Here is a 25,365-nt window from a genome sequence, read left to right as displayed (position 1 = left end):
CTATTTTCCGATTCTTGATTCCAGTCAATTTACTGCCCCCTGCCGCCTGACATGCTGACCCTGTAAATACGATGCTAATTAGCGGGGGATAAACGATGATGAAGGGCGTATCACCTGGCCAGCAAACTCAGGCATTAACGGCAAGCACTTTAGCTTTTACCGTTTGTTTTGCCGTGTGGACAATTTTCTCCATTATCGGCGTAAAGATTAAGGCGGACTTGGGGTTAAGTGACACCCAGTTTGGCATCCTGGTAGCAACGCCGATTCTCACCGGCTCACTAAGCCGGTTGTTTTTAGGTATTTGGACGGATCAATACGGCGGTCGTATCGTTTTTACCCTGCAAATGCTGGCGACAGCCTTCGCCGCCTTTTTGCTGACCAAGGTTTCAACCTACGCGATGTTTATTGTGGCAGCACTCGGTGTGGGCCTGGCGGGAGGAAGCTTTGCGGTCGGCATTGCCTACGTATCGAAATGGTATGAAAAAGAGCGGCAGGGAACGGCATTGGGTATCTTTGGAATGGGTAATGTCGGTGCGGCCGTCACCAACTTTGGCGCCCCTTTTCTGTTGATTGCCATGGATGGGCGGTGGCAGGGTGTCGCCCAGGTGTATGCCGGCGTACTGGCGACAACTGCCATAGTATTTTTTCTCTTCACGAAAAATGATCCCGCGGTCCAGGCCCGCAAGGCCCAAGGTATAAAACACGCGTCGTTTCAAGAGCAGATGAGGCCCCTGAAGAACCTCCAGGTCTGGCGCTTTTCTCTGTACTACTTCTTCGTGTTTGGCGCATTTGTGGCGCTGGCCTTGTGGTTGCCGCGCTATTATGTCGGTGCTTATGGCCTGGATTTAAAAACCGCCGGTATGCTCGCTGCGTGTTATGCCTTGCCGGGCAGTATTTTTCGGGCGTTCGGGGGCTGGTTGTCGGACGTCGCCGGTGCGCGCAAGGTTATGTACTGGACGTTTATCGCCAGTGTAGCTTGTACTTTTATCATGTCTTATCCCTCTACCGACTACACGGTTGCCGGTATCCAGGGTCCGATACATTTCAATATCACCATTTCGCTTGAAGTGTTTGTCCTGCTCACGGTGGTGCTGGGTTTCTTTATGTCACTCGGCAAGGCTGCCGTCTATAAACATATTCCTGTTTATTACCCCGATCATGTGGGCTCAGTGGGCGGGATTGTCGGGCTGATCGGTGGCCTGGGTGGCTTTGTCCTGCCGATTGCCTTCGGCATTATGAATGACTTGATCGGCGTGTGGACGAGCTGCTTTATGCTGCTGACCGTGCTGGTGGGCATCGCGCTTGTCTGGATGCATTTCGCCGTTGTCGCGATGGACAAAAAGCTTGATCTGAGGTCTGGGGAACCACGCTATTTACCGGAACTGGAGCAGGTTGCCCACGCAGAGAAGCGAGGGTAAGTGCTTATAGCTAAGACGGCGGACTTTAAGGTTGATAGCCGGAAGACCATTGCCTGAAAGCCAAAGAGGAAAAACTTATGGCAAAAGATCTCTATAATTGGAATCCGGAAGATGAACAGCAGTGGGCATCGACCGGTAAGCATATTGCCAACCGTAACTTATGGATCTCCATACCCTGTTTGCTGGTGGGCTTCGCCGTCTGGCTGTATTGGGGCATTATCACCGTACAGATGCTGAACCTCGGCTTCCCCTATTTGAAGTCCGAGCTGTTTAGCCTGGTGGCAATTGCGGGTCTGTCGGGCGCCACCCTGCGAATTCCAAGTACATTCTTTATCCGCATCGCCGGTGGCCGTAATACCATTTTCTTAACCACTGCTTTGCTGATCCTGCCCGCTGTCGGAACGGGGCTGGCTTTGCAGGATATAAACACGCCTTTGTGGCAGTTCCAATTACTGGCTTTGCTGTCCGGCTTTGGCGGTGGTAATTTTGCCTCGTCCATGTCGAATATCAGTTTCTTTTTCCCGAAAAGAGTACAGGGATATTCTTTGGGAATGAATGCGGGCTTGGGTAATTTTGGCGTTACCACCATGCAGATACTCGTCCCGCTGGTGATGACCTTTGCTATCTTTGGCGGCGAAGCGATGATTCTGCAAAATAGCAGTGGGACCCTGGTAGGCAAAATCGAGGCGGGGACGGCCACTTACATTCACAATGCCGGGTTCGTCTGGTTATTGCTCTTGGTTCCTCTTGCCGTGTTTAGCTGGTTCGGTATGAATAATATTCGCGATCAGCATGTCTCTCCCGATATTGGTTTCACCCTGGGCGCTTTTTCCAAAATTCTCTTTATGTTAGCCATCGGTCTGTGCACTGCCGCGCTCGGTTTATGGTTAATACTGCCCGCAAAAGCCAATGGCTCAGGTTGGGAAATCGATAAGATTATTGTGTTGCCTCTCATTATTATAAGCACTGTGTTTCTGTTGAAAATGATACCCGGTGAAATTAACAAGAGTTTGAATCGACAATACAAAATTTTTAGTAATAAACACACCTGGGCCATGACCATTATCTACACCATGACGTTTGGCTCATTTATTGGGTACGCTGCTGCCTTTGCCCTGGCTATCAAAGTCGTATTTGGTTATCAACACCTTGTGGTAGACGGGGTGCTCACTCACGATACCATCAACCCTAATGGGCCAAGTGCGCTGATGTTTGCCTGGACCGGTCCCTTTATCGGGGCATTGATTCGACCGCTGGGGGGCATGATTTCCGATAAACTGGGCGGCGCCAAGGTGACTCAAATTATTTCGATTGTGATGGTGTTCAGCGCTCTCGGTGTGGCTTACTTTATGAGGCAAGCCTATATGTCGGCCACACCGGAAGAGTTCTTTATTCCGTTTTTGATCCTGTTCCTATTGTTGTTTACCGCTACGGGTATTGGCAACGGTTCGACCTTTCGAACTATTGCCGCCGTGTTTAACAAGGAACAGGCGGGCCCTGTGCTGGGCTGGACTTCGGCGGTAGCCGCCTATGGTGCCTTTTATATCCCTAAAGTATTTGGGGAACAAATCAAAGCCGCAACGCCGGAGTACGCGTTGTATGGATTCGCTGCGTTTTACACCGTCTGCATTATCATTAACTGGTGGTTTTATTTACGTAAAGATGCTTACGTGAAGAACCCTTAATAGATCTTGACGAAATGTATTCGCTAAGACGAAAGGAATGAATAATGAGCCACTTTCTCGATAAACTCAGTTTTTTTTCAAAAAAATCACCAGAGATTTTCGCCGGCGGTCATGGCATTACGACCGATGAAAACCGCTCCTGGGAGCGCGCTTACCGCGGTCGCTGGTCACACGATAAAGTCGTGCGCTCGACACACGGCGTCAATTGTACCGGCTCCTGCAGTTGGAAGATTTATGTGAAGGCCGGACTGGTGACCTGGGAGACGCAACAGACCGACTATCCGCGCACGCGTGCCGAGTTGCCCAATCACGAACCGCGAGGCTGCTCGCGGGGCGCGAGCTACTCCTGGTATCTATACAGTGCGGCGCGCTTAAAGTACCCAATGATCCGCAGCCGCCTGATCAGGCTATGGCGCGAGGCGAAAGTGCGATACCCAGACCCGGTAAACGCCTGGGAAAGCATAGTGACCGACCTCGACCAGGCAAAACAATACAAGCAAGTGCGGGGCCTGGGGGGAATGGTGCGTGTCGAGTGGGAGGAGGCGAATGAGATCATAGCCGCCGCCAATGTTTACACCGCCAAGCACTATGGTCCCGACCGGATTGTTGGCTTCTCGCCCATCCCCGCCATGTCGATGGTTTCCTATGCCGCCGGGAGTCGTTACCTGTCATTGATCGGCGGTACCTGTATGAGCTTTTACGATTGGTATTGCGATTTGCCGCCGAGTTCGCCCCAGACCTGGGGTGAACAAACGGATGTACCGGAATCTGCCGACTGGTACAACTCCTCATACATCATGGCTTGGGGTTCCAACGTACCGCAGACCCGCACACCCGATGCGCACTTTTTTACCGAAGTGCGTTACAAAGGCACGAAAACGGTCTCTGTCACCCCGGACTACAGTGAGGTCGCCAAGCTTACCGATCTCTGGCTAAACCCGCGCCAGGGAACAGATTCCGCCCTGGCGATGGCGATGGGGCATGTGGTGCTAAGAGAGTTCCATCTGGAAAGCAAGGGCGCCAGCCCGAGCGAGTACTTTGATGATTACCTGCGAATGTATACGGATATGCCGTTTCTGGTGATGCTGGAGGAAAAGGATGGTGCTTATGTCCCGGCGCGAACCTTACGCGCCTCTGATCTCGGTAGTCTGAGCAGAGAAGAAAACGCGGACTGGAAACCCGTCCTTCTCGATGAGAATACCGACGAAGTGGTGGTGCCGATGGGTACTATTGGCTCTCGCTGGGATAAAAGTGGTCGCTGGAATCTGGAGCTGAAAAACTGTGTTACCGGGGTGGAAATCTGGCCGCGCAAATCACTGGTCGGCAAGCATGACGAGGTGGTCCCGGTTGCGTTTCCCTATTTTGGCAACCTGGAGAACGAGCAGGCGATATTTCAGCATACCCATCACGACAGTATTCTGTATCGAAGCTTACCGGTAAGAAAAGTAAAAACGACAACCGGAGATATTAGGGTCACCACGGTTTTTGATTTGATGATGGCCAATTATGGCGTAGATCAGGGGTTGGGAGGCGATAACGTCGCTGCAAGCTTTGATGATGATATTCCCTATACGCCGGCCTGGCAGGAAAAAATCACCGGTGTCGCACGGGACAAAGTTATCACCGTGGCGCGGGAATTTGCCGAGAATGCCGACAAAACCCGCGGCAAATCCATGGTGATATTGGGCGCGGCGGTAAACCACTGGTATCACATGGATATGATCTACCGTGGCATTATTAATTTACTGACGCTGTGCGGCTGTATCGGTAAATCAGGCGGTGGCTGGGCGCATTATGTCGGTCAGGAAAAACTGCGCCCGCAAACCGGTTGGCAGCCGCTGGCATTTGGCCTTGACTGGCATCGCCCCCCCCGGCATATGAACAGTACGTCCTTCTTTTATAATCACTCCAATCAGTGGCGTTATGAAAAACTCGAAATAGATGAAATTTTATCGCCCTTGGCAGATAAAAGCAGGTGGCGTGGCTATTCGTTGATTGATTGTAATGTGCGTTCTGAGCGGATGGGCTGGTTACCGTCAGCACCACAGCTGGAAGAAAATCCACTGCAGCTCTCAAAGCAGGCAAAGAAAGCGGGGCAGACGTCTGCCGACTATATTGTGGACCGTCTAAAGAACGATAGCCTGCGGTTCTCTTGTGAGGACCCCGATGACCCACGTAACTTTCCCCGCAATCTGTTTATCTGGCGCTCCAATATTCTGGGGTCCAGTGGTAAGGGGCATGAGTATATGCTCAAACATCTGCTCGGAACCCAGAATGGCCTGTTGGGAAAAGATTTGGGCGAGGAGATGGACAGCCAAAAGCTCAAGGAGGTGGCCTGGCACGGCGCAGCACCGGAAGGGAAGTTGGATCTTGTCGTGACTCTTGACTTTCGTATGTCCACTACCTGTGTCTATTCCGATATCGTGCTCCCGTCCGCCACCTGGTATGAAAAAAACGATCTCAACACCTCGGATATGCACCCCTTTATTCACCCGCTATCACGAGCGGTGGACCCGGCATGGGAGAGCCGCAGTGACTGGGATACCTATAAAGGTATTGCGAAGAAATTCTCCGAGCTTTGCGAAGGCCACCTGGGCACTGAGACGGATATTGTTACTCTCCCCATTTTGCACGATACGCCGGCGGAGTTGGCCCAGGCCCTTGATGTCAAAGAATGGAAAAAAGGTGAATGTGAACCCATACCCGGAAAAACGCTGCCGAATCTGGTGGAGGTGGTGCGCGATTATCCTGACACCTATAAGAAATTTACCTCACTCGGACCCTTGATGACCAAGGTCGGAAACGGTGGCAAAGGCATTGCCTGGAATACGGAAGAAGAAGTGCGACTGCTGGGTGATCTCAACTCCACTGTAAAAGACAGCGGTGTCTCTAAAAACCTGCCGAAGATTGAAACAGATATCGACGCATCTGAAGTCATTCTGGCGTTGGCACCGGAGACCAATGGTCACGTCGCCGTCAAGGCATGGGAGGCCCTGGGTAAAATCACCGGGCGGGACCATACGCACCTGGCGCGGCCGAAGGAGGATGAGAAATTGCGCTTTCGCGATTTACAGGCGCAACCGAGGAAAATCATCTCTTCGCCTACCTGGAGCGGACTGGAAGATGAGCGTGTGAGTTACAATGCCGGTTACACCAATATCCATGAGCTGATTCCGTGGCGAACCCTGACCGGGCGCCAGCACTTTTACCAGGATCATAGCTGGATGCGGGACTTCGGTGAAAGCCTTTGTGTGTACAAGCCGCCCATTAATACCAAAACCGTTGCCCCCGTCGAAGATCAATTGGGACGGGGGCGCAAACAGGTCACTTTGAACTGGATTACGCCCCACCAAAAATGGGGCATACACAGCACCTATTCTGAAAACCTGCTGATGCTGACCTTAAGTCGCGGTGGTCCCATTGTCTGGATCAGCGAAATTGATGCAGCAAAAATTGACGTTGAGGACAACGATTGGATTGAACTCTATAACGTCAATGGTGCCATTGTTGCCCGCGCCGTGGTCAGTCAACGCGTCCCGGAAGGCATGAGCATGATGTATCACGCGCAGGAAAAGATTATCAACACCCCGGGTGCAGAAACGACCGGGAAACGTGGAGGCATTCACAACTCTGTTACACGCACCGTGGTTAAGCCTACACATATGATTGGCGGTTATGCGCAACTTTCTTATGGGTTTAACTACTATGGCACGGTGGGAAGCAACCGTGATGAATTTGTGGTTGTGCGGAAAATGGACCAGGTGAACTGGTTGGATGAACCCGACGGTAGTAAGTTGGAAAACTTGAGTCACGGGGGGAAAACGCAATGAAAATACGCGCGCAAATCGGCATGGTGCTCAATCTGGATAAATGTATCGGCTGCCACACTTGTTCGGTGACCTGTAAAAACGTGTGGACTTCCCGCAGTGGTCTGGAATACGCCTGGTTTAATAATGTGGAGTCAAAACCCGGTATCGGCTACCCCAACGAGTGGGAGAACCAGACAAGGTGGAATGGCGGCTGGGAACGTGATAAAGACGGCAGACTAAAGCCGAGAATTGGTGGAAAGTTAAAGGTGCTGGCCAAGCTGTTCGCCAACCCTGATCTGCCGGAAATCGACGATTACTATGAACCGTTAACGTATGACTACGAGCGTTTGCAAAAGGCACCGGAAGTCAAAACGCCTCCCACCGCGCGGGCGCATTCAGCCATTACCGGGGAGCGGGTGGAAAAGCCGAAAACGGGCCCGAATTGGGAGGAAATCCTTGGCGGCGAATTTGCAAAACGCAGTCGCGATTATAACTTTAAGGAAGTCGAAAAAGACATATACGGAAAATTTGAAAACACATTTATGATGTATTTGCCACGCTTGTGTGAACACTGTCTAAACCCGACATGCGTGGCCTCATGCCCCAGTGGGGCTATCTATAAGCGTGAAGAAGATGGCATAGTGCTGATTGACCAGGATAAATGCCGCGGTTGGCGTATGTGTGTCAGCGGCTGTCCCTACAAAAAAATCTATTTTAATTGGGAGTCGGGAAAGTCGGAAAAATGTACTTTCTGTTACCCGCGTATCGAGGCCGGTGACCCCACGGTTTGTTCGGAAACCTGTGTGGGCCGTATTCGCTACCTGGGTGTTTTACTCTACGACGCTGATAAAATTGCCGCTGCTGCGAGTGTTGAGGAAGAGGATTTATATCGAGCACAGCTGGATATTTTCCTCGATCCCAACGACCCTCAGGTTATTGCCCGGGCCAAGCAGGATGGCATCCCGGACAGCTGGCTGGAAGCCGCCCAGCGCTCGCCTGTTTATAAAATGGCGATGGACTGGAAGGTGGCCTTTCCCTTACACCCGGAGTATCGAACCTTGCCTATGGTCTGGTACATCCCGCCGTTGTCACCGATTCAAGGTGCTGTCGAAGTGGGTGCGATTGCTAAGAAGGGTGTCATACCGGACGTGCACCACTTGCGAATTCCTGTTAAATATCTGGCCAATATGCTCACTGCAGGTCAAGAGGAACCTGTTGTGCACGCCCTGGAGAGAATGTTGGCCATGCGTGCCTTTATGCGTGGTAAGACAGTTGAGGGCGTTGTGGATCTGGAAGTATTGGATTGCGTCGGGTTGGATGAAGCCACACTGGACGATATGTATCAGATTATGGCGATCGCGAATTACGAAGACCGCTACGTCATTCCCACTAACCACCGGGAATACGCCGGTGAAACACCGTTTGACAATGATATTGCTTTTGAAAGTCGCTCTTCCTGCGGGTTCAGTTTTGGTAACGGCTGTTCGGGTGGCAATACGAAAACGGGTTTGTTCGAACCGGTCAAATTTGTCAATACCATGAGTGGTCAACCGAAGAAAAGGTGATGTATGAAGACATTTAAAATACTCGGTTTACTCCTTACCTACCCGGTACCCGAGACAGTGGGCTGTTGGCCGGCGTTGGGTGACTTGCTGGTGCGCGAGGGGTTGTTGGCTAAAAAGCCGTTAAAGCGTATCCGGCAGTGGCTGGCTGAAAATGCCGAGCGGGATATTTATGATCTGCAAGAACACTATGTAGACACCTTTGACCGGGGTCGAGGCCACTGTTTACATTTGTTCGAACATGTCCACGGTGACTCGCGGGAGCGCGGGCAGGCAATGGTAGACCTCAGCGAAATGTATGCCGCTAAAGGATTGACGATTAACCAGGCTGAATTACCTGATTATCTGCCTCTCTTTTTGGAGTACTGCTCGCTTTGTGATTATCACCAGGCGCAAGCGTTGTTAAGTGAGATCAGTCATATTCTCGTTTCAATAGGCACCAGGCTCGAGCAGCGGGATAATCACTACCATATTGTTTTTGACTGCCTGCAAGCGTTGGCCAAGACCAAGGTGGATCAGAAAATTATTGATGCCGCGATCAGCTTTGTTCAGGCCGAAGATACCAGTTTGGCCGCACTGGACAAGGAATGGGAAGAGGCAGCGGCGTTTGATGGTGATCCCCAACAAGCTGATTGTGCCGGCTGCCGGTCTGTCGCTGAGGAAATGTTGCCAACGGAGAGGCGCGAGCAAACGGTTAAAATAGTCGGAGGTGTGCAATGAGCGAGTTTATCAATCAGTTCCTATTCGGCATCTACCCTTATCTGGCATTAACCGTATTTTTTGTCGGCAGTTTAATCCGCTACGACCGGGATCAGTACACCTGGAAAGCCGATTCGAGTCAGTTGCTGCGCTCGAGAGGTATGCGGGTAGGGAGCAATTTGTTTCATATAGGCATCATCTTATTATTCTTTGGCCATCTGGTTGGCTTGTTGACACCTGAAGCCGTCTATCATGTCTTTATGTCTGCGGGAACCAAGCAAGTGGTAGCCATGGTTGCAGGGGGAATATTTGGTCTTATCTGTTTTGTCGGGTTGACTATCTTACTGAAGCGTCGCCTGTTTGACCCCCGTATACGCGCCACCAGCAAGCGTTCTGATGTTTTGATTTTGCTGATTCTTTATGTTCAGCTAATTTTAGGCCTATTAACTATCCCTTATTCCGCCCAGCATTTGGATGGCAGCTCGATGGTGGCACTGGCCAATTGGGCCCAATACATTGTCACCTTTCGTTCCGGTGCTGCCGATTTTGTGGCGCACCAAGCCTGGGTATTTAAGGTACATTTGTTTTTAGGACTCACTATTTTCCTGGTATTTCCGTTTACCCGGTTGGTGCATGTATTTAGTGTACCCTTTAAGTATTTATCCCGCAGGGGTTATCAGATCGTGCGCAGCCGGGGTTGAAGCGTGCTTGTTGGGCTGGTTTGTTAGCATTTTACAGCGGCAGAGAGCAGGGCCTCGGCGTTGATTTCTAAGCCTAAGCCGGTTCCTCCAGGTACATTGAGGCGGCCATTCTCCAGATCCAGCGGCTTATTCAAGGTGCGATTGCCAAGGGGGTTGTTCCCAATCCAGTATTCACAAGTCATCGTGTTGGGCATAGCGGCGCCGAGATGTACCGACGCCGCGAAATGTACCGCCGAACCAATACTGCAATGCGGAGCATAGGCGACACCAAATGCATCTGCGAGTTCGGCAATGCGTCTGCATTCGGTTATTCCACCTGCCCGGCACACATCCGGCTGGACCAGATGGAGGCCGCCGCGCCTGAGAAAATCCAAAGTCTCAAATCTTGTCATCAGTGAATCCAGAGCCAATGGAATATCGAGCCGAGCTGCAAGTCGTGCGTAGCCGTCTTTGTTCTCGGGCGGGATGGGCATTTCGAAAAATCCGAAATTAAGACGTTCCAGATCCTTGCCGATGGTAATAGCCTGGGCTGCATCGTAGGAACCTGCCGCATCTGCGTAGAGGTCGAATTCGGGTCCGACAGCCTGGCGCACTACCTCCGCTGATTGAACGTCACCGGGAATATCACGCCCGAGAGCCATCTTGAGTGCGGTGAATCCTTTGTCTTTTACCTCAAGCGCTTGGTTTGCTAAATCGTCAAAAGCCTCGGCTGTGGCGTTGCCCGGAAGGGTCGGAATACCGGAGGCATACACACGCACCGGCTTTCTAAATGCCCCGCCAAGCCCGATATGGATCGGCCACCCGGCAAATTGCCCGGCGATATCCCACAGGGCGATATCGATTCCCGATATCGCCTCTAGCCAGAAACCGGATTGATGCCCGCGCACGCGCATACCGGCGTACAGGGTCTCCCAAAGCCGAACAGTTTCACACGGGTTTTGACCGATAACCACCGGCGCCAGGAGCTGGTCGATCAGCGCTTTGGTAACACGCGCTGCAACAGGCGCTTTTGCCTCCCCCCAGCCTACAAGGCCTTCATCTGTTGTGATACGGATAATAACGGTTTCAATATTTGGTGAGTACAAAAATGTGCGGCGGATTTTGGGGGGGTATTCCGCGGAGAGGTGTCGCGTTGGTGCGCCCTGGCCCCAGGCGCGAGCCCCCCAGTAACCTTTATTATCTATAGGTTTAGCTTCAATCGCGAATGTTTCAACTGAGTTAACCTTCATTGTCACTGCTCCTGCATTCCATATTCAGTAGCGCCCCTTGTCCCCATGGGTAAAAGCCAAATGGGCGGGTGGCATAGGTCGAGTGCTGTCCGATGGGGGTAGCACTACTCACAAGCTCCAGGTGACCGTCGGATGTCACATGAGACCTCACCGCCAGTCTGGCATTCTCAGTCGCAGTTCGAACTGGTGCGCCCCCGACCCGGCGGGAAGTCATTTCTGTGACGAACATGGCGGCGAGTGTGGTCTCCTCATAGGTATCCGTATCGCCGATGACAGTGTTCCACAACCCGCTTGGCTGTTGGCGTGTGACAACAGCTTCTACCAGCCTGAGATATCGCTCATGGAGTTCACTGTAGCCGCGGGTAGATGCAGGTGAATTCTCAAGGACATCTCCCATGCCTGCCAGGGCCCATCCTTGTCCCCGCGCCCACAGTCCGCCGTTTGGGCCGGCGTGGTTGTCGAAACCGTGTAGGAACAGCCCGGATTCAGTCTGCAGGTGCCGAGCGTAGGCAAGGGTTAGCATGACTGCACGCTCGTGCCATTGATCTTCGCCGGTGGCTTTGGCATAGGCAACGTAGAGAGGGCCTACAATATCCATAGAGTCGACCCATATTTGGTGAGCCCAGCCCGGCTGCTGCGCGCGCACTAACAGGGCGCCGTATTTCGTCGTTGGAAGGTGCTCATGAAATGCCACCACTTTTCCCGCGGCATCCAGAAACCTCTGATCCCCGAGGCGGTGATAAAGGCAGAGCAGGGCCCTTGCCGGTACCAGGTGATCGTTGTCATTGCGGCCGATGTTTCGAGCAACTGTGGCTAAAAGTAAAGCGTGTACGTAGGCCTGATAGGTGCTGCGACCCACTGTTGAGGCGGCCTGCAACAGCCCATCCATGGCGATAGCCTCACCGAAGCTCCACAGCCTGAACGGCCATTGCATGGTTGCTTCAGCGATGCGGATTATCCGCTGCCTTGATTCTTTGGTCGCTGCGGGAGCGGGAGGCCTGTTCACAGGTTTCTTTGACCAGATAACCGGCTGTGAAATTCACCGGCAGATCGTCTGATGAAAAAGTGAGTAGTGAAACCAATGCCAATGACTATAGCGCCCAAGATCCCCAACGGCAGTGCGGCACTCTGATTGAAAGGAATCAACAGTAATAGTGTGCTGCCACAGATTAACAGGGCAATGGCGACGACAAGGGCCGGTGTCGTGTCGATGGGTTTCAGGCTCTTTTGCCGGGTAGGTAAAACGCTTTCGGCACAGCTTCCGATCCTTTCCCATCCGGGGGCAACTCCGGCACTAACACTGTGTGCGGTCGACAGGATAATTATTGGCAATACAACTCCCAACAACATATCCGCAGTCTGGGGATTATTGCTAACCCAACTGTGAACATCATCCAGCCAAAGAAAACCCGTCACGGCATTGAGATATCCCAGGCCAAACTTAACGACTACACCCAGACCCAAACAAATAAGTGCGGTCGCCCATACGGCCCTGCCATCTATACGTCGCCCCAGCAGGCCCCAAATAGAAGGCGCCATCAGTGGCCCGGCAACCAAGCTGGAAAGCGAGATAATCACTCGTTCTGCTCCGCCCAGTTGTGGAACGGCAATGGCCAGCACGACAAGGATAAGCCCAAGCAATCCGGTGAATGTCCGACCCGCAACAACCAGAGTGCGCTCTTTTGCCGAAGGGTTAAAAAATTCCCGGTAGACATCATTGGTCAACACACTGGCAAACACGTTGAGTTGGGAACTGATCATACTGGCGGTTGCTGAGAACATAGCCGCCACCATCAGGCCGACCGCACCGGCCGGCAATACCCATTGTCCCGCTAATATGTAAGCCTGCTCCGGGTCGACCCCGGGATGAGTGAGCCTGAACATCAATGGCGGTGCCAGCCACAGAACGGGGCTAACCAGGTAAAGCGCGCCGAATAAGTAGTTTGCCTTACGGGCATCGACCGGAGAACTAACGCTCAGGGAGCGCTGAACAAATGCCCATTCAGCGCCAATCATAAAGAATTGTGAGAGACACCATCCAACCAGAAAGAAGTAGGTGTAACCGCCGGAGACCAGATCGAAAAAGCCGTCCGGAGCGGAGGCAAGCAGGCCGCCAAAGTCATCGATCTTGAGAAAGGTCAGAACAATGATAAATAACACAGACAAATTCAAAATGATAAACTGGAGCACATCAGTCATCAATACTGCCCACAACCCACCCACCAGGGTATAAAAGACAGCCACCAGACCAAATACGATAATCAATGCGACGATCGAGATATTACCTGTCGTGGCGTCGCGAAACGGGCTGCTTTCAGCTAAAGGCATTATAGCGGCGACGATCACTGCCAGTGCGTAGAGCGCCACTGCCGTCGTCACGATACGAAACACGATCAGCGTCCAGGTGTAGAGTTGCAGGGCCGAGCGACCAAATCGCAACTCGACATACTCTGCCGGTGTCCTTACACCGAGAGCATTCCATTTGCCCGCGACCAGAAATCCCGCCGCCAATGCGGCAATGCCATAGGTCATATTGATCGCTACGGCCACTATTCCATGGGTGTAGGCGATACTGCCCCAGATTACAAAGGTGCCCGCGGAAAACATTGTCATAAAACTACTGAGGCCCGTCACCCACCACGGGGAACCGCCGCCGGCAGTAAACATATCGGTCGTGGTTTTGTTGCGGCGGGCGAAGTAGAGGCCAACAGAAAGCGTGCCCGTAAGGTAAGCTGCGAGAACCACATAATCGAGAGCTGTCATGATGCCCCGCTCTCGCGCTGTTCCCGACTAAGGTCGATAACCAGCAAAGAGCCGGACCAGGGCGATGCTTCGAGCGCTGCGTTGCTTAAACGGAACCGCGAGGTCGACACATAGATAGAGTTGCTATCGCCAGCAAAGCAGCAACTGCTGACATTGGGTGTTGGCAGTATGACTTCCCGTGTGATTACGCCCCGGGGTGCCACCCGAACAAGGCGACTGCCGCCCCACATGGCTACCCAAATGGCGCCGTCGGGGGCAACACACAGCCCGTCGGGTTTTCCGGGGACGCCCATAAAATCGGTAACCACTCGTGGCTTTGTAATAGTCCCCAACTCAATATCACAATCGAAGGCAATCAGCGTGCGATGTAGCGTATCCACCAGATAAAACTGCTTGAAATCGGGGCTCCAACCCAAACCGTTAGTCACGCCAAGCCCATCTTTAAGTTTGTGAACTTCACCATCCGGATCGATACGGAACAACTCCCCTTGTCCGGCAAACAGGGCATTGCTCATGGAGCCGCACCAGACTCTACCCTTGGGGTCCATCGCCGCATCATTTAACCGACAGTCGGCAAAGCCTAGAGGTACCTTTGCCACTGTTTTGGACGTGCCCGCTTGCGGAAAGATCTCTACCAAAACATCAGTGCTAACACCAAAAAGCCTGTTATCGGCGCTCTCCATGATCGAAGAAACCGGTCTATCGGTGTTTTTCGCCAGCACGGTGCGGCTCTCCCGGTTATAGAGAAACAGGGTGCTTGTCACAGGATCGACCCAGGCCACTTCTTTGGAGACAGGCCTCCACAAAGGGCTTTCACCTATCACTGACTGTGTCACCGCGCACTGCTTTATTTCACAACCACCTGGTCGAGCATCTCCTGGATGCATCACAGAGTTAACGGCTGTTACAAGCACCCTGGCGCTTTCATACACTTTGCCCGACGCCCGTCCGGGTACAAATAACTCTGTTCCCGCCCCCAGACCCTGACAACCGGCGTGGAAAAACTCGCCGACATTGGCGGCCGATACGCCACCTACAGCCAGCACTTTTGCTTCTGCCGGGAGAACTACACGCACTGCCTTTATCCAACTTGCACCAATGGCACCCGCCGGAAACAACTTCAAATACTGCGCGCCTGCAGAAACTGCGGCAAAAGCTTCAGTAGCCGTGCCCACTCCCGGCATAGGGACCATGCCATGGGCGATCACACTTGTAATTACGTTCACGTCGGTATTTGGGGAAACACAGACTTGGCCGCCGGCATTGGCCACCTCTTCGACTTGCTTGCTTGTGAGTACGGTTCCGGCGCCCACTATCATCCGGTCATTGAAGTGTGAAGACAGCGCGCCGATGCTCTCCAGTGGGCGAGGTGAATTGAGCGGAATTTCAACTATGCGAATCCCGGCACGGTATAGCGCATCACCAATGCCGATAACCTCCTCAGGCGTCACACCACGCAGGATAGCGACGATTGGACATTTGGCAAAAGCCCTGTCGACCCCGCTCCTCTGCTCACTGCTCATTGCCGACACACCAGAGCCTGCCGGTGCAGCGCCGTATACCCTGCGCCGGCGATCTTATCGGCGTCGAGTATGTGCGAACTGACATCGAAGAGCTCAAGAGCAGCGGCGTACAATTTGCAGAGAGGTGCGTTGCCCACCAGGGGTATAGACCCTTGGTACGACGTGATCGAGTAAATTGAATTCGCATCTGCAATTTCGGCTCCGATCAACAGCCCGCGGGCATAGGATGCTGCATCGTCGCCAGATAACCGGCCATCAATCGCCTGTGCCCTTACGCCAAAAAGTAAACGTCCGAGACCGGTAGCCCCGCTGGCGCCTCGTCGCACCCCCTTTGTAAAAGGCTCGCTGACATGTGCCTCACCCGTCATCACCGAATTCAATAGTCCTTTTTCAGCCAGGCGGTCAAAAACTTCTGAGCCCATGGATGTGAAAAACTCTACAATCCTGCCCTCCGACAACTGCACCCATTTGCTATGGGTGCCCGGTAGTGCGGCGATTTTCCCACTTTTGGCGAGCTGTGGCGCTACTGCCAGCATGCCGATAATCTCCAGTTCTTCACCGCGCATGATTTCAGGGTCTCCGTAAGCCGTACTACAACGCACCCCCGGGACTATAACGGCACAACGCCCGCCAATCTCAACAGGGCTCAATGCATTCATTAGTTCATTGAGCCCCACCGGACAGGCTTTGTAAGGAATATCTGTCCAGCCCATCGGTGACCCGATCATACCCGAGAGATAAACGCTGTCGGTGTACGGCCAGTTATTCACCACTTCAAGAAAGGTATCGGTCATACTGTCGTAGTCCAGCTTTGTGACCCCTTTAGGTGACGACGTTGAGTCACACAAGGTACCCTGCTCATCCAGTAAATAGGCCCGTAAATTGCTGCTCCCCCAATTTATACCGATAAAAAACTGTTTCGCCACGATATTTTCCGGTTACCTGTTACTGTTCGAGTTTGGGGGGATTCATCTAACGTCGTGCTATGTGCGCCCCTCCGTCAAGGGGATAAATAGAACCCGTAATCCATCCTGCCTCATTGGAAGCCAGGAATAGGGCGAGACTAGCCACATCCGCAGGGGTCCCCAATCGGTTGAGAGGATGACGCTTGATATTGGCTGCGCGCGCGGCAACCGGTGAAGATCTTTGATCGAAGGAAGACTGTAGTAATGGTGTATCTATGGATGCCGGTGCTATGGCATTCACGCGAATACCATCGTCGGCCAGTTCCAGTGCCAGCGTCCGGGTAAAGGCATCAAGCGCGCCTTTGGTGCTGGCGTAAGCTGCCAGCCCCGGAGCACCCATAGCACCGTTAATCGAAGATATAAATAGAAAGGTGCCTTGGTGCTTTTCCTGCATTGCGGGTGCGAAGGCCTGCACCAGACGCAATGCGCCGACAACATTCACATCATAGGTATGCTGGAAGGCACCGGGACTTGAATCAAGCGTTGTTGCATGTTCGCTGATCGCCGCGGCATGCAAAACAATACCGGGGTTTCCCAGGGTCTTTATTGTCTTTGCCGCCGCAAGGCCGACTGTTTCATCATCGGCCAAGTCACAAGTAAGGTTCTGATCCCCGCCAACAGGTTCGACCCTGTCCCAGGCTGAAACTCTCGCCCCCTCGTCCCGAAAGCGGGCACAGATCGCGCTGCCAATGCCGCCGGCAGCGCCGGTGACTACGGCGACGACGCCTTGGAGACGCCCTGATTCGGTTGTCGAGGTCATAGCTTTTCCTATATCAGAGATCACTTTACCCGGCGGTCCTTGCCTTGAACAGTCTTGTCCTGATAATCAGAGCATCTATAAGCGTGCTGTAAAGGTTAACTTATAGATTGAGCCATACTCGGCATTGGTACGCAATGCATCTTCAACGGCGTTATAGGTTTCCAGCTGGCTGTCAAGCAGATTGAGAGCTTCAAAATTCAGGGAGTATCGATCGTTGATATCCCAGTTGACTGTTGCCGATAAATCGGCGTAATTATTGAAGAAGATACCCGTATTGGCCGGTCCGACACCTTGCAGGTATTCGTCTCTCCAGTTGTACGCCAGGCGAACGCCAAAGGTGTCCGTTTCATAGTATACGATAAGGTTCACATTGTTTTCAGACAAACCGGGCAGTGTCAGCTTGCGGCCATTGTTATCTTCGAGAGGCGTCTCACTATCAATGTACGAGTAAGTGGCCACTATACCAAGTCCGTCAAAGGGCTGCGGCAGGGCTGTAAACTGCTGTTCATAGAGTAGCTCCAGGCCTTTCACATCGGCGCTGTCACCATTGACTTTCTTCGCTATCGTGAATGGCTGGGGAAAGCCTGCAATGTCTTCCTGTTGAGTGGACTGAAAGATAAAGGTATCAACGTCCTTGTCGAAAACACCCAAAGAGATAATGGCCCCTTCGTCGAAGTAGTATTCCACCGAGGCGTCCAATTGTATTGCATCAAATGGATCCAGGTCCGGGTTCCCGCCCACTCCGCGAAAGTCCCCAAACAACTGCAGGCCGTTATTGAGGTCCTCGGTATTCGGGAACGCAATGACTCTCGCGGCACCAAGCCTTACCACTAGCTGGTCATTGACATCTACTTTAACCACCGCCGAAGGCAGGAATTCATCGTCGGTACGATCAAATACATTTGGCGAGACCACCAGGCCGCCAGCCGGGCTATCAACAAGCTGATTGCCGGTAGAGGTCATGTCGCGTTCTAAATAGCGAACACCGATATTTCCCGACACGGCCATATCACCAATACTGCTTTCGAAATTGGCCTTGGCGTACAAAGACGTAAACTCTTCCTCTATAGAATAGCTGTTAAGTAGTGAGCCCGGCCCGGTTGGATTGAGTTTCTCATCACACAGAGCTTGTTGTTCCGGGGTGTAAAAAGCAGCAAGTGATTCACAGCCTGTAAATGCGCGACTTGCCGAAAGATAGGTCCGAGGCAGTTGCGAGAGGTCTCCTTTTAAAAAGTCACTGTTCGAAAAAAGCGTGATGAAAGTGTCAAAACCTGCAGTGTCGGCAGCTAAGTTAGGACGAATATCGACGCTGATCTGCCCGTTTTCTGTTTCCAGCTCCTGATACCTGAAGCCGAACTCAAACGATGTGAATGCGCCGGCATCCAGCATCCACTCCACATCACTTCTCAATGCCACCTCGTCGGTTTCGGCTGTAAACTGCTGATCGAAAAGAATAGCGAGATTGAGCTGGCCCGGATCTGTAAGGTCTGCGGGAAAGCTAAAGTTACCGAAATCCCCGCGGCTAAAGTCGTAGGTAATGTCGGTAGCTGTGCGGGACTGCAAACGGAAGAAAAGCTGATCATAGCTGGATTCAGAGTTGGTTACCGACACTTCAGATGATACCGTCAGGTTGTCGGTGACCAGCCAATCAAAACGTAGTGCCGATGATAAAATCTCCGCTTCCACCTCTGCAAATTCAACGTTAGTCTGAATAGGTCGGGTAACAATACCTGACTGCAAAATCTCGTTACTGTCAAATACCACATCAGTATGTGGGCCAAAACCGGCAAAGTACCCTATCCAATGGCGATCCCGATCCGATTCAAGCTGGGAATAGAAGGTATCAAAGACTACTTCCATATCGTCGTTGGGCTGCCACTGCAGAACAGCACTAAACCCACCACGTTCCCGCTCTTCAGCAATTTGTTGCAGGCGGGGGTCAAGGTGAAAAAGCCCTGAAACGCCGTCGCCATTGGGGTCGTCTGAGACCGGACTACCATCGGCGTCTGATAAGGGTGAAGAGTTATCTGCAATCACGCCATAACCGGAAAAAGTATTCAATCCATGTTCTGCCAGTTCTCTCGAGGAACTGGTCGCAGTGAGTAAAACACCTATCGTATCATCCGCAAATGTGTTGGAGAACATTGCGAAAAGCTCGTGGCCATTTTCATCGGCTAGGTCCTCATAGGTGCCTGCCACACTTCCAACAAATTGCATACCCGGTGTGTCGAGAGGTTTTCGGGTAGTGATATTAACAATGCCGCCCAAGCCACCTTCGATATCGCTGGCGGCGGCCAGTTTACTCACTTCAAGGGAGGAAATAATTTCAGAGGGAACCAGGGTGAGAAGCCCATAGCTCGATGTGTTTAACTGGTCAAGGCCATTGCCGCCGCGCCCCGTTGCATCAAAAATCTGGCGGCCGTTATAGAGAATTACATTTTGCCGTTGCCCGCGGATAGAAATGTCACTGCCCTCGCCAATTCCGCGATCTATCTGTACACCGGATATTCGACCCAATGATTCCGCCACATTGGCATCCGGTAGTTTGCCGATATCGTCTGAGACAATAGAATCCACAAATTGTGCGCTGTTGCGCTTATTTGAAAGCCCCGCCTGCCGTGAGCTGCGAATACCACTGACAACGATCTCCTCCAGTACCATGTCTTCTTTTACTTCATTGTTCTGGGCAAAAGTGACACCGGAAGCCAGTGCCACAGCAGAACAGATGCTGGCGGATAGTAATGTTTTATGAAACCTAGTACTCATTGGGCTCTCTCCAGTCAGTCTTTTTTATAGTAGTTTGGCCGTTGCTATCCACCCTAAAGGTGCACAGGTAGCACTTAAGCTAACATTGGCTTATTTTTAATTGCATCTATTAAAGCATCATTTGGATCAATGTCAAGAAAAAGCTTTGTGAGAGTTGCCTCTATAAATTCTATGAAAGTGGTTTTTATTCGATAAATTTACGCTATTTATACTTTCTAATGACAAATGCCACTTTTATCATTGACATAACCAGCAATATAATTGAATCTATATTAGCAATATAATATTGGCAAACGCTCTGTTTAGACTTTCATCAAGAATACCTGTGTGTTGCAAGAGGCATCCGTACTGTTATTGGACTGAAGAATGAAAACAAACGATTCTATATCTGGTGTATTCCCCGTCTTACCTACTGTCTTCGATAACGCTGGACTGATCGACCCGAGCGGGATGCGGGCGGTTCTGGAATATGTTATCGCGGCGGGTGCCGATGGTGTTGTGTTTCCGGGCCTGGCCAGCGAATACGATCAGTTAAGTAAGGCGGAACGACTGGACCTTGTGAGTAACCTTGGCAAATGGATTGACGGGCGTATACCTTTTGTAGTTGGTGCCAGCGCCGGCACTCCCGAAGATGCTTCCCTTTATGCGCAAAATGGTGCCGACGCCGGCGCCGGTGCCGCTATGATTATGACTCCCGGCGCCTTTGCCGACCAGCCTGGCAGGATGATAGACTTTTATCACAACGTCGGCAGCGTAACCGGCATCCCGATCATGCTGCAAAATGCCCCTAAACCCATGGGTGTTGGTTTATCGGTAGCCGAGGTGGCCAACCTGGTTAAAGGGGTGTCTGAGATCGCTTATATTAAAGAAGAGACATCACCTTCGGGGCAACGCATAACCGCTCTGCTCGATCAGCGGCTGCCCTCTTTACAGGGCGTGTTTGGCGGTGCCGGAGGACGCTATATTATCGATGAGTTAAATCGAGGTTCTCACGGCAATATGCCGGCCTGTGAGGTTACTGAAATCCACGCCGCCCTGTTTGCCGCGCACAAGTGCGGCGACGTGAATACGGCAAGGCATTTATTTGAGCGTTCGCTGCCACTGCTTAATATGCAAGCCATTTTTCGCTGGCGCCTGACAAAAGCTGTTCTATTTACGCGCGGCTTGATTAACAGTACCTATGTGAGAGCTCCCGGCCCACAGCTTGATAAGCAGGACAGGCGGGAACTGTCCGCTATGCTTGACCTTATCGGTGACCTGACCGACATTGCCCAAACAGCCGATAGATAACATAAGGGAACACTCCATGATTGATCCGGTTGCCACCCTTGAAACGTTTATCGTTACGCTCGAGCGCGATACGCCCTATCTTGGCCCGCTCGCTGCAGGCGAGTCTGTTAATTCCAGAGGTTATATCGTACGTCGAGGCAATAAGACCATTTACCCTACTGTCGATCGCTCGGTGGTAGTGAAGATCACCACCGCCGGCGGCAGAGTGGGTTGGGGAGAAACCTACGGCATCTGTGCACCTGCAGCCGTGTGCGAAATAATTGCCGATCTGCTTGCCCCGACCCTTATTGGCCGCAACCCGCTGGATGCGGAAATCATTTGGGAAGATCTGTACGATATGATGCGGGTGCGTGGATTCTTTGGCGGTTTTTATCTCGATGCCATTGCCGGTATCGATATTGCCCTGTGGGATCTCGCCGGGAAAATCTGCGAGCAACCGCTCCATCAGTTGCTCGGCGGGCGCCGCCACGAAACCCTCCCTGCTTATGTCTCCGGACTGCCGGAAGCCGATCTCGACGCTCGCTGTACACTGGCCAAAGCATGGGTAGACAAAGGCTTTAATTCGATTAAATTTGCCGCTGTCGTCAGTCATCAGGGAATAGTCAATGAAATGGTCGCGTTGCGCGAGGCCTTGGGGCCGGATACCAATCTGATGGTGGATCTACACTGGAAATTTAGCGCTGCAGAAGCTATTGCACTGATCCGCCAGTTAGAGTCCCACCGGCTTGGTTTCGCTGAAGCACCGGTAAAACCGGAGGATGTAGACGGTCTTGCCACTGTTGCCCGAGCGGTGAATACTCCCATCGCCGCGGGTGAAGAATGGCGCACAGTCTATGAAGCAATGCCGAGACTGAAAGCGGGTGCAATCAGTATTATTCAACCGGAAATGGGGCACACGGGAGTAACGCAGTTTCTTAGAATTGCCAGATTGGCGGAGAGCTTTCATTGCCGGGTAGCGCCTCACGCAACCATCGGTGTCGGTATTTTTATGGCCGCAAGCCTGCATGCTTCTGCTACACTGAAAACCCTGACCGAGCATGAATACCAGCACTCTGTTTTTGATCGCAATGTGCAACTGCTATCTGGTAAAATGAGCTGCCGAGCCGGAGCCTACAGCCTTCCCGAAGGGCCGGGGTTGGGCATTGAGCCCACAGATACACTGTGGAAATACGCGGAACAGTACAGTTAACGGACAATATAGTTAACGGATAATATAGTTAACGGATAATATAGTTAACGGACAACATAGTTAACGGAAACATAGTTAATGAAGAATTTAGGAAGAATATAGGTAGTACAGGCAGATGCACAACAACTGCCAACTAAAAGGTTGATATGAGAAAAAAGAGCGCCCAGCCCAACCAGAGTCTGATCGACGGCATCGCAACTTTGCAGGCACTGGCTACTTCACAGGAGCCCATTGGTGGCCGCGAGCTGGCAAGGCGACTGGGGTTTGAGCCAACCCGAGTCAACAGGCTTCTCAAAACTCTGGCTTATCTCGGCATCGCCAGACAGACAGCCAACCGAAAATATACCGCGGGGCCGGGCATGCATGTGCTTGCTGCACAAAGCCTGTTTGCCTCAGGAATTATTCACCGCGCGTTGCCTGTCTTGGAAAGTTTACGCCGCTATAACCATGTGATTGCACTGGGCGTACTGTGGCGCGATAACGTCAGCTATCTCTACCATGCTCCCCCGGGACTGCCGTCGGTGGAGGCGCTCGGGCGGATCGGTCTGTATCCGGCCACGAGAGGCGGCATCGGTCTGGCCCTGTTGGCAGAGCACGATGATCACTATGTATCAGAGTTATATGCTGACAGCGATATTCCCAACTTTCCGGAGGGTATCGACAGCCTGCTGCGGACTCTGCACGAAATACGGGAACAGCACTACGTGCGAATAAATGTTAAAGCGGAGCAGCATACGGTTGCCGTAACTGTGGGTGACCCACCGCATTCGGCCATCGGCATGTCGGGCTGGATTCCGCCTGAATCGACCACCTCCATCGTGGAGATCTTGCGCGATGCGGCGCAACGAATAGGTCACGATACAGAGGTTGCCCCCAGTAGTGAGCCACAGGTACTGGCCGACCTGAATCGGATTCGCACATCAGTGTGAACTCAGGTAGATTCACCGTTGGGGCATTGAAGGCCTCCTTATCATATGAATCCTGATCGCTACGGCGGTTTCCATGGCGCGGAATTCCGCCTCTGGCGGGGTCCGCGATCGGGTGCGGCGACTCCTGCAGTTTTAGTTTGAAAATCGGCCTTGTGACAGGCTGTCAGCAGCTAACCCGAATAGCTATAAAACAAGGGCCTGTTAAGAGGCCCTGTTGTTGGTTGCGGCGGCGGGAGTTAATGTCTCCCCGGCGGCTAAAGCTATTGCGGACAAATGGTCCACACTTCTTCCGGTGTATAGGGGGGAGCGTCCAGATCTACAATTGCTCCGGGCGTGCTCGCGCGCAGATGGTTAGGGTTGTGGGCTACGCTAACGATACCGAAAGCACCGTCATTATCGCTGTCCAACAATGTCCAGCGCATTCGCGCTTCTGAAAAACTGTCATAGGAGACAGAGACAGAAGCCACGGCGCCGTTCGCCTCCATGCGCGAATCAAACGCCCTGTTAATCAGGCCGAACTCACCATCGGCATTGCCATCTTGTAGTATCCATCGACTGCGATCAGTCAAGCTAGACGTGAGCGTTAAATTTGCCGTTGCGGCGCTCGCCTCAAGCAGCAACTGGTGCGCTACATTTACCAGGGTATAGGTTCCCGGTCGAGTGCCGAACTGTGTCCCGGAAAGGCAGGGTTGATCGGGTACAGAGGTCAATATGTCACCCGCTACTATTGAAAAGAGATTACCTGAATTGGCATTCTTTGCCGTTGGCGCACTGGCGTAGATCAAGTCGTCGGTGCCGAAAGGCACCACACCAATTCGCTCGATGCTATCCGTATTGCTCAGTGTATAGTGGGTCCACACGCCGGCGGATTTTTCTGCAACGCGAAGGTGTTTGTCCCCGGTCACGTAGTAGGCCCTTACCCTGCTACCATTGTGAGTGTGCCCCAATGCGGCAATCGTGTCGGTATCATCAAAAAGCAATTCTTTATCGACCCACGCCGAGCCATTCCAACGAATGCGGTATACATCATAGTCACGACTGCCGCTGCTACCGCTGGTGCGATACCGATACACCACGCTTGGTTTATTGAGGCCGTCAAGCGCCAACTTTGCGCTCTGCATCCCCTTGCCGGCGCTGGTCGTTGGGTTGGGCTGAGGAATAAATTGCTCCCCAGGCTCCAGTCCCTGGAAAAACAAATCCGGGGTGGCCAGAGAGACCGGCGTACTTACCGTTGCACCATTGGCTGTTTTAAAGTTACCCGTGGCAGGGTTGTATTGGAGATAGCTGCCGTAGTGGCGCATCGGGTTAGTGCCGCCCGCCGACCACTGGAAAATGAAATGAACAATACCCGCCGAGTCAACTACCAGGTCATCCGGGTAGACCATGTCATTTGGATTAAAGGCAAAGGTGGCAACATGGTTCCAGGTATTGGCAGCGTTATTCCAGTGAATCAGCTCGCCCTTGCCACCTTGCCCGCCGGCACGATTACGAATGATCAGGTAGACATCGCCGTTAGGTGCGGTATTTGCCACCGGATAAGTTAACGAGCCGCCATTGGGCAGGATATCGAATTTTTGCCGAATGTCTGACACATCATTGGCCGCTGCCGATCTAAAATAGCGCCAGCCGTCATTATGCATATCGGTAAACACATGGATAAAGCCATCGCCATCAATGGCAATAGTGGGTTGATCGTGGCCCAAATCATCGTTGTGTTGCCATAGCCCCCCGCCGCTGGTCTTCAGGTTACCGTACTGCCAAACACCGGCATCCTTCACGGCAACCACGCCCCGGTGGTTGTTATTCGCTGACCCCGGCTCATTGAAGGCAAAATATTGGCGCCCACCGGCCACGGCAAGGGGTTTCCACCAACCAGCCTGGTTCGATTTATCGACAGTGGTGGATAATTGCTCTTGTGCGACTTGAGCGTCTGTGGTTGTGGCAGTGAGAAAAAGGGCGACTGCGCCGCCCCACTGGAGTACCTTTTTCATCGGCTCTTCCTCGTCATCGTTATGATACTATAATTATTTTTTATAACTATAATAGCAACAAATAAATTGTCAATAGCTGTCCTTAG

17 protein-coding genes are annotated in these 25,365 nt (G+C 52.4%); 9 read left to right on the top strand and 8 right to left on the bottom strand.

Annotation, left to right across the window (positions count from 1 at the left end; genetic code table 11):
• Positions 1–95 precede the first annotated feature (95 nt).
• The 6 genes from FKG94_RS21310 (at position 96) to narI (ending at position 9,874) form a co-directional block, all read left to right on the top strand.
• Positions 96–1,418: an MFS transporter gene (locus tag FKG94_RS21310; protein WP_142928972.1), complete on the top strand. Its 1,323-nt coding sequence runs from the start codon at positions 96–98 to the stop codon at positions 1,416–1,418.
• Positions 1,419–1,495: 77 nt separating this feature from the next.
• Positions 1,496–3,103, top strand: a complete 1,608-nt coding sequence (locus FKG94_RS21305; RefSeq protein WP_142928971.1) for an MFS transporter — start codon at positions 1,496–1,498, stop codon at positions 3,101–3,103.
• Between the two features lie 44 nt (positions 3,104–3,147).
• Complete coding sequence (locus FKG94_RS21300) at positions 3,148–6,933, top strand: nitrate reductase subunit alpha (protein WP_142928970.1); 3,786 nt, start codon at positions 3,148–3,150, stop codon at positions 6,931–6,933.
• A 20-nt stretch (positions 6,934–6,953) separates the two neighbouring features.
• Entirely contained in the window at positions 6,954–8,477 is a 1,524-nt protein-coding gene (gene narH, locus FKG94_RS21295) for a nitrate reductase subunit beta (protein WP_246125300.1), read from the top strand.
• Positions 8,478–8,567: 90 nt separating this feature from the next.
• The gene (gene narJ / locus FKG94_RS21290; RefSeq protein WP_179957750.1) at positions 8,568–9,194 is read left to right on the top strand and encodes a nitrate reductase molybdenum cofactor assembly chaperone; all 627 of its coding nucleotides are present in this window, start codon (positions 8,568–8,570) and stop codon (positions 9,192–9,194) included.
• Positions 9,191–9,874 (top strand): respiratory nitrate reductase subunit gamma, encoded by a 684-nt coding sequence (gene narI, locus FKG94_RS21285; RefSeq protein WP_142928967.1) that lies wholly within the window; start codon positions 9,191–9,193, stop codon positions 9,872–9,874. Before narJ ends, narI begins: the two co-directional genes overlap by 4 nt.
• A 23-nt stretch (positions 9,875–9,897) precedes the next feature.
• Here the strand turns inward: narI and FKG94_RS21280 are convergent, their stop codons facing one another.
• The 7 genes from FKG94_RS21280 to FKG94_RS21250 form a co-directional block, all read right to left on the bottom strand.
• Positions 9,898–11,103 (bottom strand): mandelate racemase/muconate lactonizing enzyme family protein, encoded by a 1,206-nt coding sequence (locus tag FKG94_RS21280; protein WP_142928966.1) that lies wholly within the window; start codon positions 11,101–11,103, stop codon positions 9,898–9,900.
• A complete protein-coding gene (locus FKG94_RS21275) occupies positions 11,093–12,037 on the bottom strand; it encodes a glycoside hydrolase family 88 protein (protein ID WP_142928965.1) in 945 nt (314 codons plus the stop codon). Before FKG94_RS21275 ends, FKG94_RS21280 begins: the two co-directional genes overlap by 11 nt.
• A 68-nt stretch (positions 12,038–12,105) precedes the next feature.
• Positions 12,106–13,866: a sodium:solute symporter family transporter gene (locus FKG94_RS21270; RefSeq protein ID WP_142928964.1), complete on the bottom strand. Its 1,761-nt coding sequence runs from the start codon at positions 13,864–13,866 to the stop codon at positions 12,106–12,108.
• On the bottom strand, positions 13,863–15,389 hold the full coding sequence (locus FKG94_RS28785; protein WP_179957749.1) for a 2-dehydro-3-deoxy-6-phosphogalactonate aldolase: 1,527 nt from the start codon (positions 15,387–15,389) through the stop codon (positions 13,863–13,865). Before FKG94_RS28785 ends, FKG94_RS21270 begins: the two co-directional genes overlap by 4 nt.
• Positions 15,386–16,315 carry a 2-dehydro-3-deoxygalactonokinase gene (locus FKG94_RS21260; protein WP_179957748.1) on the bottom strand — a complete coding sequence of 310 codons (930 nt, stop codon included), beginning with the start codon at positions 16,313–16,315 and terminating at the stop codon, positions 15,386–15,388. Before FKG94_RS21260 ends, FKG94_RS28785 begins: the two co-directional genes overlap by 4 nt.
• 46 nt (positions 16,316–16,361) lie before the next feature.
• Positions 16,362–17,114, bottom strand: coding sequence for an SDR family NAD(P)-dependent oxidoreductase (locus FKG94_RS21255; protein WP_142928962.1), 753 nt, complete (start codon positions 17,112–17,114; stop codon positions 16,362–16,364).
• Between the two features lie 75 nt (positions 17,115–17,189).
• Positions 17,190–19,880 (bottom strand): TonB-dependent receptor, encoded by a 2,691-nt coding sequence (locus tag FKG94_RS21250; RefSeq protein WP_142928961.1) that lies wholly within the window; start codon positions 19,878–19,880, stop codon positions 17,190–17,192.
• 366 nt (positions 19,881–20,246) lie between these two features.
• On the opposite strand from FKG94_RS21250, the gene FKG94_RS21245 reads away from it, so the two are divergent.
• The 3 genes from FKG94_RS21245 to FKG94_RS21235 all read left to right on the top strand — a co-directional run bounded on the left by FKG94_RS21245 (position 20,247) and on the right by FKG94_RS21235 (position 23,288).
• Entirely contained in the window at positions 20,247–21,170 is a 924-nt protein-coding gene (locus FKG94_RS21245; RefSeq protein WP_142928960.1) for a dihydrodipicolinate synthase family protein, read from the top strand.
• Positions 21,171–21,186: 16 nt separating this feature from the next.
• On the top strand, positions 21,187–22,359 hold the full coding sequence (locus tag FKG94_RS21240) for a mandelate racemase/muconate lactonizing enzyme family protein (RefSeq protein ID WP_142928959.1): 1,173 nt from the start codon (positions 21,187–21,189) through the stop codon (positions 22,357–22,359).
• Positions 22,360–22,505: 146 nt separating this feature from the next.
• Complete coding sequence (locus tag FKG94_RS21235; protein WP_142928958.1) at positions 22,506–23,288, top strand: IclR family transcriptional regulator; 783 nt, start codon at positions 22,506–22,508, stop codon at positions 23,286–23,288.
• Positions 23,289–23,548: 260 nt separating this feature from the next.
• Here FKG94_RS21235 and FKG94_RS21230 read toward each other — a convergent pair whose 3' ends face one another.
• Positions 23,549–25,279: a BNR-4 repeat-containing protein gene (locus FKG94_RS21230; RefSeq protein WP_142928957.1), complete on the bottom strand. Its 1,731-nt coding sequence runs from the start codon at positions 25,277–25,279 to the stop codon at positions 23,549–23,551.
• Positions 25,280–25,365 lie beyond the last annotated feature (86 nt).

The organism is Exilibacterium tricleocarpae, assembly GCF_007004655.1.
Taxonomy (GTDB): domain Bacteria; phylum Pseudomonadota; class Gammaproteobacteria; order Pseudomonadales; family Cellvibrionaceae; genus Exilibacterium; species Exilibacterium tricleocarpae.
This window is presented reverse-complemented; position numbering and strand designations above follow the sequence as displayed.